The organism is Pedobacter sp. AK017, from assembly GCF_014200825.1.
Taxonomy (GTDB): Bacteria; Bacteroidota; Bacteroidia; order Sphingobacteriales; family Sphingobacteriaceae; genus Pedobacter; species Pedobacter heparinus.
This window is the reverse complement of record NZ_JACHCW010000012.1, coordinates 31,357-48,799: the sequence shown is the minus strand read 5'-3', so window position 1 is coordinate 48,799 and position 17,443 is coordinate 31,357. Positions and strand designations below refer to the sequence as shown.

The window sequence follows — 17,443 nt, the reverse complement described above, 5'->3', positions numbered from 1 at the left end:
CTATTTTAAGCTAACATTTAAACCAAATGAAAGTACAAGTGGCTGTGGATATGGATTGAAAGAGTTTTTATAATCGTTGCGGTTTGAGGAAGTGGTATAGGGTGTCCAGAAACCTACATTGTCGGCCTGTAAATAAACATTCGCACGACTTAAACTGATCCGCTTCAGGAATGCTTCTGAAAAGTTGTAGTTTACACTTACGTTTTGCAAACGCAGACTGGTTTTTTTATGCAGGAACCGTGTAGAGTTACGTGCATTGTTCGCATTTTCGTTAAGTACAGTTTTTGGAATGTTGCTCAGGTCTCCGGGCTCTCTCCACCTGTCTAAAAGGTTGGTCGACTGGTTGTCGTCTTTGAGGTTACGGCCATCCGATTCTGAATCCCGCTGCAGGTCGCTAAAGGCATAACCACCCACGTTATAGATCATCAGGGCAGAAAGCGTAAATTGCTTATACTGGAAGGAGTTGGTCATCCCCCCAAAAAAATCAGGGGTAGAGGAACCTACAGTAACCCTGTTGGCCAGATCAAATGTTTTGGTAACGTTACCACGTGTATCATACCAGAGCGGTCCCCCGTCGGCCGGGTCTACACCGGCCCATCGTACCAGGTAAAAAACATTCACGTCCTCTCCAACCTGACGGATCACTTTATCCAGTACCTTGGTATTGTTGTTGTACAACTTCAGGATCCGATTGGTGTTCCTGGCCAGGTTGAATCTGGTATTCCAGGTAAAATCTTTTTTAAGGATATTTTGTGTATTTAAGGTCAGCTCTATTCCCTTGTTTCTTACTGATCCTACATTCTGTAAGATATAGGTAAAACCAGTGGTACGTGAAACGTCTACATCATTCAGTAAGCCTTCGGTTACATTTCTATAGCCTTCTATCTCCAGTGAGATTCTTTTGAACAAGCCCAGGCTAAGCCCGCCGTTGATGATATAAGTGGTTTCCCATGATAAGACCGGATTTTCACCACTGATCATTTGTGCACCCAACTCACCGTTATAGGTAGCATTGTCGGCATTGGTACTGTAAATACCTTTCGACCTGTAGGCCCCGATTCTGGAGTTTCCATTGGTACCATAACTCATTTTAAGTTTTGCAAAATCAACTTGTCTTATTTTCCAGAAGCTTTCATTGCTGATGGTCCATGCCGCGCCAATTGAACTGAATTTGGCCCACTTCACGTCAGACCCGAAGTCAGAATTACCATCGTTACGGAAACTGCCCAACACGCTGTACCTGCCATCAAATGTATACCTGAGCTGTCCATAATAAGACAATGCCGTCTTTTCGTCGCCCGAAGTGGTATACCGGATTTTTGTGGCTTTATTGGCATCCCTGATGTCATCATTTTCAAAACCATTGCCGATGATGGCGTTAGATTCCCTGTCCTGGCTTCTGGCTTCTGCACCCAGCAATGCCGATACGTCATGTTTACCGAAGGTTTTGTCGAAATTAAGGCGCTGCTGACTGTTCCAGTCGAAGTTCCTGGTTTTTGAAAACGCGGCCATACCTTCGCCCCTGTCGCTGTACGCAAACTGGGAGCTGTAAAAATCTTCTTTGATGGATTGATAGTCAATCCCATTTGTGCTGGTAAACGTAAACCCTGGCAGGATATTTATTGTTCCGCCGGCATTGCCCTGAAGCACATTTGCTTTTTGCCTGTTGTCGTTGTGTTCTGCTTCAAGTAATTTATTATAAAATGCCAGAATAGGCGTGCCGTCAGGGCGGAACGGGCTATCCGTAGGCCTGTTTGTATAATAATTAGTGCCAGGACTAAACATATTGTTGATGTTATAAGACGCGCCCACCCTCAGGAATAAATCAATGGATTTATTCACTTTCTGATCCAGGTTAATCCTGCTTGAAAACCTTTGGGTCCTGTTTTTGATCATGATAGGGCGCTCATTGTAATAGGCACCCGATACATAATACCTGGTGTTTTTGTAGCCGCCCGAAAAAGAAAGGTCATGTTGTGTATTTACTCCCGTACGGAAAAATACATCATACCAATCGGTATTGTTGCTGCCCAGATCGGGCATTTCTGCCTGGTTTAAAGCCGTATTGTTTCTATAAGATTCTGCATAAAGTTCCCTGTATTCATTGCCGTTAAGTACATGGAAACGATTGTTATTGATCAGGTTTATCCCTGTTCTGAAGGCATAGTTAATCTTTCTTTCTCCGGCTTTACCCTTTTTAGTGGTAATCAATATTACCCCGTTTGATCCATCTGCTCCGTAAATGGAAGTCGCAGTTGCATCTTTTAATACCACAACCGATTCAATATCGGCCGGGTTGATATAGGTTAACGGACTGATACTTGTATTTACGCCAAGCGTCATGTTGGTTTCATTACCGGTATTTATAGGAATTCCGTCCAGTACCCAAAGTGGCTCATTTGATGCCCCAAAAGAGGCTTCGCCGCGAACCCGGGTCTGATATCTTGGTCTGGGGCTGCTGGTACCCCCGCCTTGCACCTCATATTGTAAGCCTGGTACTATACCTTCCAGCAGCTCATCTATCCTTTTTGCCGGCCTGCGCTCCAGTTGTTCGCTGGTTACCTGAAATGCACTGCCGATCTGATTTTCTTTTTTCTCTGATGTACCGTAAGCAGTCACAATAACTTCCTGGAGTTCACTGGCGGTTTCCTGTATCAGTACATTAATGGTTTTATTGCCATTGACAGCGATTTCCCTGCTGCCGTAACCAATCATAGAAAATACCAGGGTTGCATTCGCCGGCGCCTGTATGGTGTAATTACCGTCGCCATTAGTGACTGTAGCTTTTTTAGTGCCCTTTATGGTCACCATTACCCCCGGCACCGGCATATCAGCCCGTCCCGAGCTTTCTTTGGATTTTACCGTTCCTTTAATGACGATCTCTTCCTGGGATACTTTGAGCTTAGAGATGATCACGGTCTGGTCTATGATTTTATAGCCCAGCCCTTTTCCTGAAGTCATTTTACTTAAGGCCTCGGTCAGGTCGGCATTTTTAAGTTCCAGACTAACATTACCCGATTTTTTAAGCACATCAGCGTCGTACAGAAAAAAATAACCGGTCTGATTTTTTATAGCTATGCATACGCTTTCTATACCTGCATTCCGTACAGATAAGTTTACTTTTTGGGCATATCCTGAAGCTTGTACAGCCAGGCAGCCCATGATTAATAAGAAAATAGTTAACCTCATAACTAATAGTAATTTTCTATTAAATGACCTGTATTTTCCCGCACACTTGCCGAGAAGGATTTGTTTCATATTTTTGTATGTGTTGGTTTTGAAAAATTGGTTGAATTCGATAACGATCAAATGCACACAGCCACACTTTTCCGGGAACACTGCAATGTTTCCGGATTTTTTATGCCTGCATTTTTAAATTTTGTGGGTTGTTTAGTAAGGTTATTTCATCTGATTATTGGTTTAGGTTGTCAATTGTTAAAATCTACAGTTACTTTGCGGTTTTCCAGACTAAACCTGGCGCCGCTTACCGCATTCAGCATTTCCAGTACCTGGTTTAAAGTAGCCTGCCTGCGGATGTTCCCGCTATATCTTTTTGTATCAGGTTTCCCCTTATAAACGATCTCTACATCATACCACCTGAACAGCTGGTCCATGATGTCAGTCATTGAATCTTCTTTAAAATAGAAAGTGCCCTCTTTCCAGGCAATTGATTTGTAGGTGTCGGTCTTGTGAATGTTTACAGCGCCGTTGTTGATTACGGCTTCCTCGCCTGGCCTTAATAGCTGCTGACGGCCATTTTCTGTTACTTTAATGGAGCCTTCAACCAGTGTGGTCTTACTCGTTTTTCCATAGCTGTTGATGTTAAAATGAGTTCCGAGTACCTCTACTTCCGTTTGGTTAAAGGCGACTTTAAAAGGCATGGCCTTATTGTGTGCAACTTCGAAATAAGCTTCTCCGGTAAGCTCAACACGCCGCTCCGTTTGATTAAAGCTGGTTGGGAAGCTCAGTGTAGATACCGCGTTTAGCCAAACCTTTGTTCCGTCGGGCAATACCATTCTGTATTCTCCGGCCCGGGGGGTCTCTAATACATTATTGCCCGCAATGTTATTCCTTTTCCCTTTTCTCCCAAAATACAGCACGCCTTTTTTTGCCCCTAAAGCTATTCTTCCATTATCACCTACCAGCCAGAACGAAGAAGTACCCAGATCCATTCTGGAACGGTCCGCCATCCTCAGTGTTGCCCTCTGGGTTCCCGGCATAATGTCGTGTACAGCTGCGCTTTGATTAAACTGCCGGGTTTTAGCTGTCGAAAGGTAATTGTAAAGCCCAAAGCCCAGCGCCACTACCAATACGGCGGCGGCGCTGTATTTTGTGAGCTTATTCCAGGCGAAGGTTTTTGCAGGCTTAACCTGAATTTGCTTTGAAACTTCTTCCCAGCCTTTGTTGATGTCGACAGCAGCTATATAATTGAGCTCGTGTTGTACGGTTTCTGTATTCCGGAAAGATTCTACCAATGCCCGGTTATCGGCCGATGCGTTGAGCCAAAGCTCAAAATCTTTCTTTTCCTGAGGGCTTAATTCGTTCTTAAGGAACTTAATGATGAGTTCAGCAGTTTGCTTAATGTTGTTTTGCGTTTCCATAGACAACTATAAGAAACCTGAAAAAGAAAAGGGGGTGAAAGAAAAGAGGGTTATTTTTAAATATTTTGGTTATTTCAGCAAAAAAAGAGAAATAAGCGCAAAAAAATCTGGATTTAAGCGCATGCGCAGCAATTGCAGTCCCCGTTTTTTCTGTGTTTTAACTGTATTTATGCTCAGGCCAAGTTCGGCCGCAATCTGTGGGTTCTTTAAACCTTCCAGATAGCCCATCCGGAAAATTTTCTGGCAGTTTTCAGGTAAGGTGGTGATCACTTTGTGCAGTTCGCTGATCACTTCTGATCTGATCATTGAATTCAGGGCCACAGCATCTTCTGATGGATCAGCATCCTGGGCATTTAGAAAACCATATTCCAGTTTTTGCCGGCGCAACTTATTGAGACAGGCGTTTCTGACAGCGGCATAAAGAAAGGAGCTTATCCTGGAAGCATCATCCACCGGTTTTTCATCCATGTTCCAGTAGCTTACAAAAACTTCCTGTACAATATCCTTGGCGGCATCATCGTCTTTTAAAAACTGCAGGGCAAAATGACACAGCCGGGCATAATTGTCCCTGAACAATTCTTCGAATGAATAAGCAGTATGGTGTGTTGATCCCGACAATTCAATTGATGTTGAATGAATTGCAAAAATAGTGTTTATGTAGGAGCAATACAAGATTAAAAAACAATGGGGCCTGGGCCTTCCAGAATGCTGACAGGAATAAGACAGTGTTATACAGTTGTCTTGCTTTTCTCTTGCTTTCCTCTTGCTATTGTCTTGCTATTCTCTTGGTCGAACAGTATAAAAGCAATTTTTTAGCAGTAAATCAGAAAGTATTTATAAAGATTACCTTATGGTTTATGTAAGTATTATTTGTTATCTTTACCTATAGGTGTCAATGCAGATGCCTGATAAACAGCTAAATATGGCGCGCTTAAAATTTGGACCATTCGGTCCGCTTATCGGTAAATTAGGCAATACTGTTGGTTACATCCGCAAAGGTGCGGCAGTATTGAGAATGATTCCCCACAAATCAAATAAACCCAGAACGGTTGGCCAGAAAACAACGACCCAGGCTTTTGGCCTGGCTATAAAATTCATTGCTAAAGTAAATCATTTTACCAATGTAGGTTTTAAACTGGCAGCAGATGGCACCACAAAAACTGCTCAGAATGTAGCGGTATCCTATACCATGAAACATGCCATTAAAGGCGAATACCCAAACCAGGAAATTGACTTCACCAAAGTGATGGTTTGTAAGGGTATGCTGGAAGGCCCGGTTAACCCGGTAATGAGCTATGAAACGGCGGGAGATACCATCGCCATAAAATTTGAATGGGCGGTTGATCCGGATGCTGACCGTAACAGGAAACGCGATCAGGTGATGATGCTGGCTTATCTTCCCGATAGTAAAAGGGCCTTTTACCTGGATAGCGGTGCACGCAGATCTGCTGGTGTTGATGTGCTGGAGGGTAACTTTAACCTGGTAGCCCGTGGGAGCGATAAAAAGGATCATTTTGTAGAAACCTATATGGCTTTTATCTCTAACGACAGAACGCAGATTTCCGATAGCGTTTATATGGGACAGATTGTTTTGTAAATACCATTTTTTATAATTCTTATTTACAAAGAAAGCTTGTTAAAGCTGTCTTATGGGATTGCTATGCCCATCAACCATGCCGGGGAGAACGACATATTTTTCGGGGAATGCCCTCTGCCAATATGATATACAAGTAAGCTAATTTGATTAAGCAATGCTCTGCTTTTTTTTTGTCAATTGCATCTACCAAATATTTTAAATTAACTAAACAGGTATGATGTGAGAACACATATGAATCAAGGTATAACCCAGGCCGTTATACCCAGCGGGGCAAATCCCCGAAAATCTAAATTTTTAATGACACAGCTTTATTTTTTTAAAGTATGAAAAAAGTTTTACAAAGAATACTAATGGGCATATTGGTGTTACTGTCAGCTTCAACATCAATTTATGCGCAGACTATCAAGATCTCAGGAACTGTAACTGATGATAAAGGAGAAGTGATACCAGGGGTAAGTGTACAGGTAAAAGGTACAAAAACGGCTGTCCAGACCGGACAGGACGGTAAATATTCGATTGCGATAAATGATGCGCAGGCGGTATTGATTTTTAGTTATATCGGATTCGATAAGAAAGAAGAAACAGTTGGTTCCAGACGTACGATCAACACTAAACTGACATCCTCATTATCAGATCTGGATGAGATAATTGTAGTTGGCTACGGGCAACAGAAAAAAAGGGATGTAACCGGGGCAATCAGTTCTATCAGTGCAAAAACTATAGAAGAAAAACAACCGATATCTATTTTTGATGCCATACAGGGAGCGGCTCCGGGTGTAAGGGTAATGAGTAGTTCTGGTGCGCCGGGAGACGAAAGTGACATTACCATTCGGGGTATGTCGACGCTATCGGATGATGGTGTTAAACCTTTATACATTGTGGATGGGGTTCCTATGAAAAATATTATGTCTATCAATCCTAAAGATATATTATCCATCGAAATCCTTAAAGATGCCGCATCGGCAGCCATTTATGGTTCCCGTTCGGCAAATGGTGTAATCCTGATTACGACTAAACAGGGCGAAGATGGTAAACCAAGAATCAATGTTGATTACCTGAGAAGTTACAGTACGCTGTCGCGTCACATTCCGCAGTCCAACCGTTTGCAACGACAAATGTTTGATCAGCGAGGCAAAATCAGTCTGGACCCTCACCCGGATGATTCAACAGCTTACAATAAAAATGCAGATAATGATTACCAATCGTTAATTACACAGACCGCCATACGCAATCAGTTTGATTTGTCTATGAGCGGTGGAACACAGAAGCTGAATTACTACAATAGCTTGCAGTATCTTGATGAGGAGGGGATTGTATTGGCTAGCTTTAACAAAAGAGCCACAATGCGTACCAACCTGAAATATCAGCCCTCTAAAAAGGTAGGCTTGTCTACACAGCTCAGTTTTAGTTACCAGAATAAAAACAACATTAACGAGGGTAAGGTCATTCAGCAGGCCCTTCAACGTGGCCCGCAGCAAACCCTGTATTTGCCCAGCGGAGAGTTGATTTATGACAATGGGGGAAGGAAAAATCCGATAGCAGAAGCTTATCTCAGAGAGAACCTGACTTCCATCTACAGGGCGGTGATTTTTCAGGGCTTTGACTATTCCTTTACGAATGACTTAAAATTCCATGCAGATGCGTCGGCGGATGTACAGTTTAACAGAAATACCACGTTCAACTCCAAATTGCTGGAAAACGGGGCCAGCGCAGCCAGTTCAGGTCAGGACGAAACAAAATTGCCCATCAGGACCCAGGGAAATGCAGTGTTGAACTATAAAAAAACAATCGCCGTAAATCACAACATTACGGCAATGCTGGGGGCCAACTTTGAAAAAAATAACCTGAGTGAAATAAAAATTGCAGGTAGAAAATTTGTAAGTGAAAACGTACATACCTTAAACGCCGCAGGCGAGTTGACGCCATCTGATACTTATTCTAAAGGTAGCGGATCGGCACTGGTAGGTTTCTTTACTAGGGTTGGTTATGACTATAAAGGACGTTACCTGTTGAATGCAACGTTAAGAAGGGACGGGTCATCTGTATTTGGTACAGAAAATCAATGGGGCTATTTTCCTGCAGCATCAATTGGATGGAGGTTTAGCGATGAGAACTTCATGAAATGGTCTAAAAAGATATTAACTGATGCCAAACTGAGAGGTAGCTGGGGTATTACCGGTAACCAGCAGATTGGTGATTTTGACGCCGTTCAGCAGTTTATTTTTGGTAACTATTATTACAATGGGGTTAGCGGTGTACGTACCGATACCAGGTTGGGGAACAGTAGCCTGAAATGGGAAGAGACTACCCAGTCAAACGTGGGTATGGATTTAACCTTCTTTGACGGTAAATTGAGTTTTGTGGGTGATTATTACATCAAAAAAACAAAAGATCTATTATATGATGCACCACTTCCTTTAGAATCAGGCTTCCCTAATAAAGCCAGGATCAATGCGGGTTCGCTTCAAAACAAAGGTATCGAACTAATGGTTTCAGGATATCCTGTGCAAACCAAAGAATTTACCTGGCAAACATCCATCAACTGGTCAAGGGTAAGGAACAAAATCCTTAGCCTGCCGGGTGGTGATTATGTAGATGACAACTGGGCTGTTGCACAAGGTAAAGAAGCCGGGAACTTTTTTGGTTACAAATTCCTTGGTATTTATCAGTACGATCAGTCCAATGCCTATACAGATGATTTTAAAATCAGACTGATCCCACAATTTCAGAAAGATGAATTGGGTAATGTGGTCATCGGGAAAAATATGCAGCCAAATTTATTAGGTTATACTTATCCTGACGGGACACCATACAGCGGAACGCCAAAACAATTGACTACCAATGGTAACATTTCTAAGGGTGGCGATGTGATCTGGCAAAATCAGCCCGATGCCAATGGGGTTTTAAATGGCAACATTGGTAACGAAGATAAGATTGTAACCGGATACGGACAGCCAAGATGGAGCCTGGGTTGGAGCAATAACTTTACTTACAAGAACTTCTCTCTTGCAGTTTCTCTGTACGGAAACTTTGGAAATAGTATCTACAATGAAAACAGAAGAAATACTGCTTCTTTTTCCAATAGCAATACGACTCCAGAGCCCTATTATATCATGAATATGTACAAATATCCGGGACAAATTACCGAGTCATACATTGGAGGGACCCAAGGTGCTGATAACGTGCGTAAGACCAACGATTACTATCTGGAGGATGGTTCCTTTATACGTTTGCAGAATGTCAGACTGGGATATCAGCTGCCAAGAAAACTTATTGAGCGGTTCCATATTGCTAACTTTAACCTGTATGTTTATGGTAACAATCTGTTGACCTGGACAAAATATACAGGTTTTGACCCGGAAGTGAAACAAAATAGTGTGCTTAAACCTGGGCTTGATAACGGACAATATCCGCGCAAAAGAGAGATGGGATTAGGACTTGGTATAACATTTTAATCGTAGAAGATCATGAAACAGATTAGATTCACAATATTATTATTCGGGGGATTATTGATCCTGCTAACTGCTACAAGGTGTAAAAAGTTCCTGGAGGCTGATCCGATCTCGACCATCACGCCCGGAAGCTTCTGGAAAGATAAGGCAGATGCTGATGCCTGGATGGCGGGTATATACAACGCTGTGCAAACTACATTGAATACCAATTGGTTTGATTGGGGCGAAGTTCGTGCCGATAATGTTAAAGGTGCGGGTACGGGAACTGCACAAACCAAATTTTTAAATAATGCCTTATCGGCAAGTGATCCGGATATTGTGGGCTCAAATGGCACAACCGGCGCGGCCAGTTGGGCAAGCCTTTATACCACCATTTCGCTTTGCAACTATGGCATTAAATACTATCCGCAAATGACCAGCGAGAATATTGGTGGGGCTACGGCAACTTATACCGATTATCTGGGCCAGTGTTATGGGCTACGCGCTTTGATGTATTTCTATGGCCTCAGGGTATGGGGTAAAATGCCACTGATTACTGAGCCGCTGGAAACCTATGGCCAGCCAACCCAGTTTCCCAGATCGCCTATAGCTGACGTGAAGAAAAGAATCCTGGATGATATCGATCTGGCATTGAAAAGCATAGGTACCAATAAAACAAATAAATATAACATGCAGAAAGCTGCGGTTTATGCTTTGCAGACTGATGTATACATGTGGTTTCAACAGTATGACCTTGCCCTGGTAGCTTCGCAAAATACAATTACTGAGAGTGGTTGTACCTGGGTTACCAATGCGCAGAGCTGGAAGAATATGTTTACTGATCCTTCAACTTCAACAGAAACCATTTTTAACCTGTACTGGGATAATATTGAACGTGGTGGTGGTGTAGGGGTATGTGGAAGACTTGCTTCTGGTTCCAATACCAATAATTACATGATTACGCCCCGGATTTTTCAGGAATTGTTTGACAGAACTGATCCGGCAACTTCATTGCCCTCTGACGGCCGTTTAACCACAAGTTTCGACATGATCAGTTATAAAACCCCGGTCGAATATAATGCATTGAACGGTGCGTTTGGTAAATTTACCTTATATGATCCGGCTGCAAAAAGAAGTGATGGCCAGCCTGGTGGTGCATTTGTATATCAGGCCAATGGCGAATGTAATGTGAAACTGCCCATCTATCGTTTTGCTGATATCATGTTGTTAAGGGCCGAGGCCCTGGCCCATACAGGGAAATACCAGGACGCCCTGGATATTGTTAATACTGTGAGAGGCCGGGTAGGATATAAAACCCAGGCTAAGTTGACCGATTATACGGGGGATATTGTAACCGGTATTGAGCGTACCATTCTTACTGAGCGCCAGTACGAGCTGTTGGGCGAAGGTAAAAGATGGTTTGACTTATGCCGTATTGGAAAAATGTATGATTTTACCAATGGCTATACTTACTTAACCGGTATCATGAACCCAATTTTGGCCGGAAGATCAGGTGCAACCAAATACGAAGGAACAAATATCGGAAGAATCATGTTCCCGATTGCCTCGGCAGCATTTAATGCTAACCGTCAGTTGGTGGGCGACCAAAATCCCCCTTATGATGAGTAAGGTATTGTACCATAAAAATGAGCTTACAACAGTTGAAAAATAAAATATATACTGATGAAAACTATTAAAAAACTAATCGCGCCGGCAGTCATTATTTCGTGCTTAGCATTTGCTGCATGTGATAAGCTACCGCTACAAAAAAATGATAAGTACGTACCGTCATATTATGATAATAAATTAAATTCAAATGTGATGGATTTTATGAAATCACGTCCCGATCTGTTTTCGGGAATGCTGGAGGCCATTGAATACGTAGATAAAAACCCGAATTATAAGGATGTAAAACCGATGTATACGGAATCTGGTAACACTTATTTGCTGCTTACAAATAATGCAACAACTAATATTGAAAGTGCCAACAGTTACTATTCAAGAAATCAGTTTTTGGATACCGATCCGACAAGTCCGACTTACAACCAGACCGTTAAAGGATCCGACTGGAGCCAGTATTCTGTTGACAGGATTGCTGCCTGGCTGAAGTACCACGTATTAAAAGGTACTTATGACTTTAAGAACCTAAATTCAATTGGGAAATGGGTTGATACTTATGGTTTAAGTGCAACAAATGATTCTGCAAAAGTCTGGATCTATATGCAGGCCAGCAGGGACGGCTACTTGTTTATTAATAATTATGTTGGTGGAACAGGCGAAAACAGGCCCCGTACACCAGACTTGCATGCTACCAATGGCGTGGTTCATGTAATGGACCGTTATTTTAGTGCACCAACCAGAAAAGATATTATCAATAATAAATAATTATGAGAAAGTTATATCATACAGGCATATTCATGATACTTTGCATAGTTGCAGTGTCGTGTAAAAAAGATGACAAAGTTGAAATTGTAACTTTAAGTAAGGCCGGAGAAGAGTTTTATTTTGGGGAAAAGGTAAAAGTATGGGCCGGAACACAAGGCAGTGATAATACCAAACTTTCCTATAAATGGGAAGCAACCGGTGGAACATTTGATGGCTGGCGTACCCAGAATTTATTTGAAAACCTGTGGATTGCGCCGGCAGCGGTTGGCGACTACACCGTTACAGCTACGGCTGATCTGAATGGTAAAACCACTTCACGTTCTACAAACCTGAAAGTAACCAGGTATTTCTTTGATGAGTTTCAAAGTAAATTCGCTTTTGACGGAAACGGCTGGTCTATTGCGGATGCTACTGCCAATCAGATTTTGGATAACGACCCCTTAAAAAGTATTATGGAACTTACGGCGATAACTGCTAGTAAGACTGCAATTTTAAGAAGGGATCTGAACCTGGCCGACTTGAAAATACCTTTTTCAATACGTACTAAACTGGGTTGGAAAACATTTTTCAGAGCCGGGCAGCCAGTTATCATCTCGCTGTTTTTTAAACAGCCTTCAACACATACCGATTATCCTTTCCTGAGAGAGATCAGATGGGAATATTATCCAACAGTTGATCCGGCTACGACGGACAGCTATCAGATCAGGTATGAAACATTTGTACCTGCAGCCAATAAATCCGTATTTAGCACCAATACAGCTGTATTGCCAAATCCGCTGCCATTGATCAATCCGGTAAAGGGAAAAAGCCCGATATTTAAATCCTTGGCGGGTGTAGAAAAAAGTATAGCTTTTGCAATTGACGCAAATAATGTATTCACTACCTATGTTGATGGGGTGCAATGGTTCTCGAGCAATGGCATTAAAGATTGGCTCGCTTACTGTAAAACAACTTATCCTGGTTTCGAAGCTCCATTGGCTAGTCGTTTTCAGATTGCTTACCCTGGTAAGGCTAACGCCAACGAAACCGGTACCGTTGGGTTTATAAACAGTGTATTCATTTCTAACGATGGAACGATTCTGAAATAGAACAGGAGATTCGTTAAAATTTTCAAATGAAAAGCGGCCTGGATCTATGGATCCAGGCCGCTTTTGCTTTAAACAGCTTGCTGTTTACTTTTTATCTTTTGCAGCATTTCGCTCTGCAATAACCATTTCTGTTCCGGCCAGTAAAAATGCCCCTAAACCGTGTGTATCATTCAATTCTGTTGGGCGCGTATAGTAAAACTTAAGGGCTTCGTCCATATTGGTGCCGATGCAAACATCCTGCATCTGACCATCGGGAGTAATTTTGGTAACCAGCCCTTTCCAGCCTTCATTGGCTATAGAAATATATTTCGGATGGATCCATCCCTGGTTTACCGCATGGGCCACTGTATAAATGTACATGGCCGTTACAGAGGTTTCCAGGTAAGAGTCGGGCTTGTCAAGCAGCTGATGCCATAAGCCAGTCTGGTCCTGGTAACGTGCAAATCCAGAGATCTGGCGCAACAGGAGTTTGATCAATTCCGGTCTTTTAGGATGGTTGGCCGGCAGCTGATCTAGCAGCTGCGCCTGTGCCACTGCAAGCCAGCCGTTGGCACGGCCCCAGTGGCCTACGCCCTGCAGGTTTACATCTTCATAATAGTTGTGAAAAAACAAACCTGTATTGGTATCGTACAGGTATTTATTAAAGCTTTCAACCTGCTTGATGGCATCATCAAAATACTTGCTGTCGCCTGTAACTTTCCCCATTCTTGCCAGCAGGGGTACACTCATGAACAGGTCGTCGGCCCACATGGTCCTGTAACGTGGGTTGGGCCGTGCCAGCGTTCCGTCGGTCAGGCGCAGCTGTTTGTTGGAAATATAATCGGCAGCCCTTTGCAGGTAAGCTTTATATTCCGGTTTATTGGCCAGGCCATTTACATCAGAAAGACCGGCCCCCATAGCACCGCAGGCATCTAAATTGGTGATGTTAAAGACAGCGCCAAATTCAGTCCTGGGGTTTTTTGCCTTGTACAGGGTCTCAAAATAACTTAGATTGTTAAAAATGAATTCAAAGTTATGTGAGGAGTAATCGGCATACTTTTTATCTTTCAGCACATCGGCCATTTGGATCATGCCGATAGTGAGCACCCCGTTCACATACATCCATTTGTTAAACTTGCTGGCTACTTTAATGTCGGGCGAAGATGCAAGTCCCTTTGTAGATTCGTAAGTTTCATTGGTTTTTGTATTTACAAATTTAAATGAAGTGTTTGCGATGATGTTATCGGCCACCTTACGGACAACCGCTTCTGTGTTGCTTTGTGCAAAAATGCTGCCTGAGCTTAAAGATGCAAGCAGGAATAGACAGGTTTTTTTCATTATTTTTTTGTGTTTTTTGCCCTTATGGCTTTTACTTCCTGCATAGAGATGGCTGCTGCCTTATTCTCAAAACTATTTCTCACAAAACTCAATACATCGGCAATTTCCTGGTCTGTTAAAAAGTTATGCGCAGGCATCACATTGGTATAGGTCTCTCCATCTATTTCTTCACCTGTAGCCAATCCGTTCAAAATTACTTTGATGAGCCTGGTTTTGTCGCCCAGCACATAAGACGTTTTGCTCAATGGCGGGTTCATGTTGGGCACACCTGCACCATCTGCCATATGGCAGGCCAGGCAGTATTTATTGTAAATCTTTTTTCCGTTAGCCATAACTGCCGCTGTAGCCATTTGTGGTTTAGCGGCAGTTGTTTTCTTCCCTTTTGTCTGCGCAGATAACTGTAAGCCGGCTGCGCTTAAGATCAATAAGGTCAATAAAATTTTTTTCATTGCTGTTTATTTCTTGTTGTATAGGATGCGATAGATCACTCCTTTGGAATCATCTGTTACATAAAGTGAGCCGTCGGCACCCTGAGCCAGTCCGCATGGGCGATGGTCGGCTTTATTCATCGCCGCTTTCTCCGGCGTACCCGCAAAATTGTCTGCAAATATTTCCCAGTCGCCCGACGGTTTACCATCTTTAAATGGTTGGAAAACCACAAAGAAACCTTTTTGAGGTTCTGGTGCACGGTTCCATGAACCATGGAAAGCAATAAAGGCTCCGTTTTTATATTTTGCCGGGAACATGTTGCCGGTATAAAACAATAAACCATTAGGTGCCATGTGCGCCGGGTAGGCCCTGGCAGGTTCTAAATATTTTGGATCTGCTTCTTTTTTCTTGTCACCCCCGTATTCAGGCGCAACAATTTTTTTATGTTGTATGCCATCGTAATACATAAAGGGCCAGCCGGCATTGTCGCCTTTTTTTAGGGCATACAGGCATTCTGCAGGCAGTTCTGCCGATTCTTTGGTATCATAAAGTTCCGGCCATGAGCTGTTCAGGTTATCGCGGCCATGCTGCATTACAAAAAGCTGGTTGTTTTGCTGGTTCCAGTCCAGGCCTACTACATTTCTGAGGCCTGTGGCATAACGTACACCTTCGGCATAGCTCTGGTTCAGTTTACTGGCTTTAAACTGCCAGATGCCTGCTGCAGAATCTAACAGCGGGCAGCCCGGGATGCCTTTAGACCTGAGGCCCCGGTCTTGTTCCTGACATGAGTTTGAAGGCACACCGATGTTCACATAGATGTTCCCGTCATTGTCCAGTACCAGTGATTTGGTTTCGTGCTGGCGGCCCATTTTTAAGCCCTTAACAATCATTTCAGGTTTGTTTGGATCGATGACCTCATTTTTGTCGTTCAGCTTGTACCTGAATACTTCTTTGTTTGAAGAGGCGTAAAGGTAGCCATCTTTCATGTAAATGCCGGTGCCGCCATAATTGCCAAATCCACCGGTAATTTCGGCCCTGCCTTCGCTGTTTTCTTTAAGTACGATGATCCCTTTTTCATCTTTTACCCTGGCAAGTTTCACATAAATAGTGCCCTGCGGGGTAACCACCAGGTGCCTTGCTTTGGCACCTATATCGGCAACTTTTAAAGCGCCGAACCCTTCCGGTAGTTTTAAGCCTACATTGTCTGCATCAGGTTTAGGCCCCCTCAGTGCAGAAATGTCCTTAAAGGCATAAAGGGTAAAAAAAATGAGGGCACTAAGTAAAACGGGTATAATGAGTATTTTTTTCATTTGATTTTTTTAATTAAAACTATTCATTTTGCTCCGGTTTTTATAGTTATTTAACGTAATAAAGCAGTTGCACACCATAAAAGAGGTGCCTGTCCGTGTAAATCCCCGATATTCCTTTTACGGTCCAGGTAATACTGCAGGTCGTCTTTTTTATTTGTGCCTTCGCAAACCTCTGTAATGTCGTTGTTTTCATTGATATAGGTGATCAGTTTAAGCCATGCTTTACGGGCAGCTTTTCCATAAACTTCTTTATCCAGCCATCCGTTTTTTACACCGGTGATAAATGCGAAGGTGAACATGCCGGTAGCAGAAGTTTCAGGCCATGATTCGGGCTTATCAATAAGCTGGCGCCACATCCCTTCTTCAGTTTGGTATTTGAGCAGGGAGGCCATCATGTCTTTATAGCCTTTCATGATCCTTTGATAATTGGGATTGTTTTTTGGTACAGACCTTAGCAATTCGGCCATGCCTACCGCCATCCAGCCATCGCCACGTGCCCAGTAGTAAGGCACATCGGGAGCGTGGTAGAACAAGCCATTCGGTTTTTGGAGCTCATCCAGGTAAAATACCATTTCTTTGGCTGCACGGTCTATGTACTTCTGGTCGCCCGTAGCACGGTAAGCCTGGGCCTGTAAGGCGGTGATCATGAACATGTCGTCTATCCAGAGGCGTGTTTGCCAGGTATAGCCTTTGTTATAAAATTCGTGTGATTCAGGTTTAACCCTGGGGCCTTCCGGTGGTCCCCATTGTTTATCCGCAATTGAAATGCCCAGGTCAAGGTATTTTTTGTTCTTGGTCTGCATGTACAGTTCCAGCGGAACAGCGCCGAACACACTATAATCCACATGGTCCGGAACCGGGATCATTTTAGCTTCTACGCCAAAAAGCGGCTCAAGCCTGTCTTTCAGCTGTCCAAGTAGTTTAGCGTCCCTGGTTTCTTTGGCAAAGGTAAGGGCACCATACCAGGTACAGCTTTCCGGATAGGTAATTACTTTAGGAGGCCCCGGGCGGTTAAAGTTAGAATGGGGGGTGGTTACAAAACGCCCGGCTATTCTTGCTCCTATTTCTTTCGGGGAGCTGCCTTTAGGCCAGTTTTTTAAGTCGGCCGCTTTTGATTGTGCATGCGTACTTGCTATCCCCGTCAGGATCAATGAGGAAGCAAGACAGGCCATGCCTAAAATAGAATTTTTGTTCATAATTACTGCTCGGTTTAAGCTTCTTTGCTTATTGTGTTGTTTATTTATGTAATTAAAGTTAGCCGTTTATTTGATGGTTTAAAAACGGC

The 17,443-nt window shown here is 43.1% G+C and carries 12 protein-coding genes; 5 read left to right on the top strand and 7 right to left on the bottom strand.

Translation table 11 applies throughout. The annotated features are described in order from the left end of the window. The 3 genes from HDC92_RS17310 to HDC92_RS17300 all read right to left on the bottom strand — a co-directional run bounded on the left by HDC92_RS17310 (window position 1) and on the right by HDC92_RS17300 (window position 5,219). Window positions 1–3,189, bottom strand: coding sequence for a SusC/RagA family TonB-linked outer membrane protein (locus HDC92_RS17310; protein WP_183876317.1), 3,189 nt, complete (start codon window positions 3,187–3,189; stop codon window positions 1–3). Between the two features lie 239 nt (window positions 3,190–3,428). After that, on the bottom strand, window positions 3,429–4,601 hold the full coding sequence (locus tag HDC92_RS17305) for a FecR family protein (protein ID WP_183876315.1): 1,173 nt from the start codon (window positions 4,599–4,601) through the stop codon (window positions 3,429–3,431). Between the two features lie 69 nt (window positions 4,602–4,670). Next, window positions 4,671–5,219: an RNA polymerase sigma-70 factor gene (locus tag HDC92_RS17300; protein WP_183876313.1), complete on the bottom strand. Its 549-nt coding sequence runs from the start codon at window positions 5,217–5,219 to the stop codon at window positions 4,671–4,673. 304 nt (window positions 5,220–5,523) lie between these two features. On the opposite strand from HDC92_RS17300, the gene HDC92_RS17295 reads away from it, so the two are divergent. From HDC92_RS17295 to HDC92_RS17275, 5 genes are all read left to right on the top strand, one after another. Next, window positions 5,524–6,198: a DUF6266 family protein gene (locus tag HDC92_RS17295; protein WP_183876311.1), complete on the top strand. Its 675-nt coding sequence runs from the start codon at window positions 5,524–5,526 to the stop codon at window positions 6,196–6,198. Between the two features lie 323 nt (window positions 6,199–6,521). Beyond that, on the top strand, window positions 6,522–9,653 hold the full coding sequence (locus tag HDC92_RS17290) for a SusC/RagA family TonB-linked outer membrane protein (protein WP_183876309.1): 3,132 nt from the start codon (window positions 6,522–6,524) through the stop codon (window positions 9,651–9,653). Between the two features lie 12 nt (window positions 9,654–9,665). Then, the gene (locus HDC92_RS17285) at window positions 9,666–11,258 is read left to right on the top strand and encodes a RagB/SusD family nutrient uptake outer membrane protein (protein ID WP_012780623.1); all 1,593 of its coding nucleotides are present in this window, start codon (window positions 9,666–9,668) and stop codon (window positions 11,256–11,258) included. 54 nt (window positions 11,259–11,312) lie between these two features. Next, entirely contained in the window at window positions 11,313–12,014 is a 702-nt protein-coding gene (locus tag HDC92_RS17280) for a fasciclin domain-containing protein (RefSeq protein WP_012780624.1), read from the top strand. A gap of 2 nt (window positions 12,015–12,016) precedes the next feature. After that, on the top strand, window positions 12,017–13,102 hold the full coding sequence (locus HDC92_RS17275) for a hypothetical protein (RefSeq protein ID WP_183876307.1): 1,086 nt from the start codon (window positions 12,017–12,019) through the stop codon (window positions 13,100–13,102). 84 nt (window positions 13,103–13,186) lie between these two features. On the opposite strand, the gene HDC92_RS17270 is transcribed toward HDC92_RS17275, so the two are convergent. Genes HDC92_RS17270 through HDC92_RS17255 form a run of 4 tightly spaced genes read right to left on the bottom strand, consistent with a single transcriptional unit; the run spans window position 13,187 to window position 17,354 of the window. Continuing rightward, window positions 13,187–14,419 carry a glycoside hydrolase family 105 protein gene (locus HDC92_RS17270; RefSeq protein ID WP_183876305.1) on the bottom strand — a complete coding sequence of 411 codons (1,233 nt, stop codon included), beginning with the start codon at window positions 14,417–14,419 and terminating at the stop codon, window positions 13,187–13,189. Continuing rightward, entirely contained in the window at window positions 14,419–14,868 is a 450-nt protein-coding gene (locus tag HDC92_RS17265; RefSeq protein WP_012780627.1) for a c-type cytochrome, read from the bottom strand. Before HDC92_RS17265 ends, HDC92_RS17270 begins: the two co-directional genes overlap by 1 nt. 6 nt (window positions 14,869–14,874) lie before the next feature. Further along, window positions 14,875–16,158 (bottom strand): PQQ-dependent sugar dehydrogenase, encoded by a 1,284-nt coding sequence (locus HDC92_RS17260; protein ID WP_012780628.1) that lies wholly within the window; start codon window positions 16,156–16,158, stop codon window positions 14,875–14,877. A 50-nt stretch (window positions 16,159–16,208) separates the two neighbouring features. Continuing rightward, window positions 16,209–17,354 (bottom strand): glycoside hydrolase family 105 protein, encoded by a 1,146-nt coding sequence (locus HDC92_RS17255; RefSeq protein ID WP_221270978.1) that lies wholly within the window; start codon window positions 17,352–17,354, stop codon window positions 16,209–16,211. Window positions 17,355–17,443 lie beyond the last annotated feature (89 nt).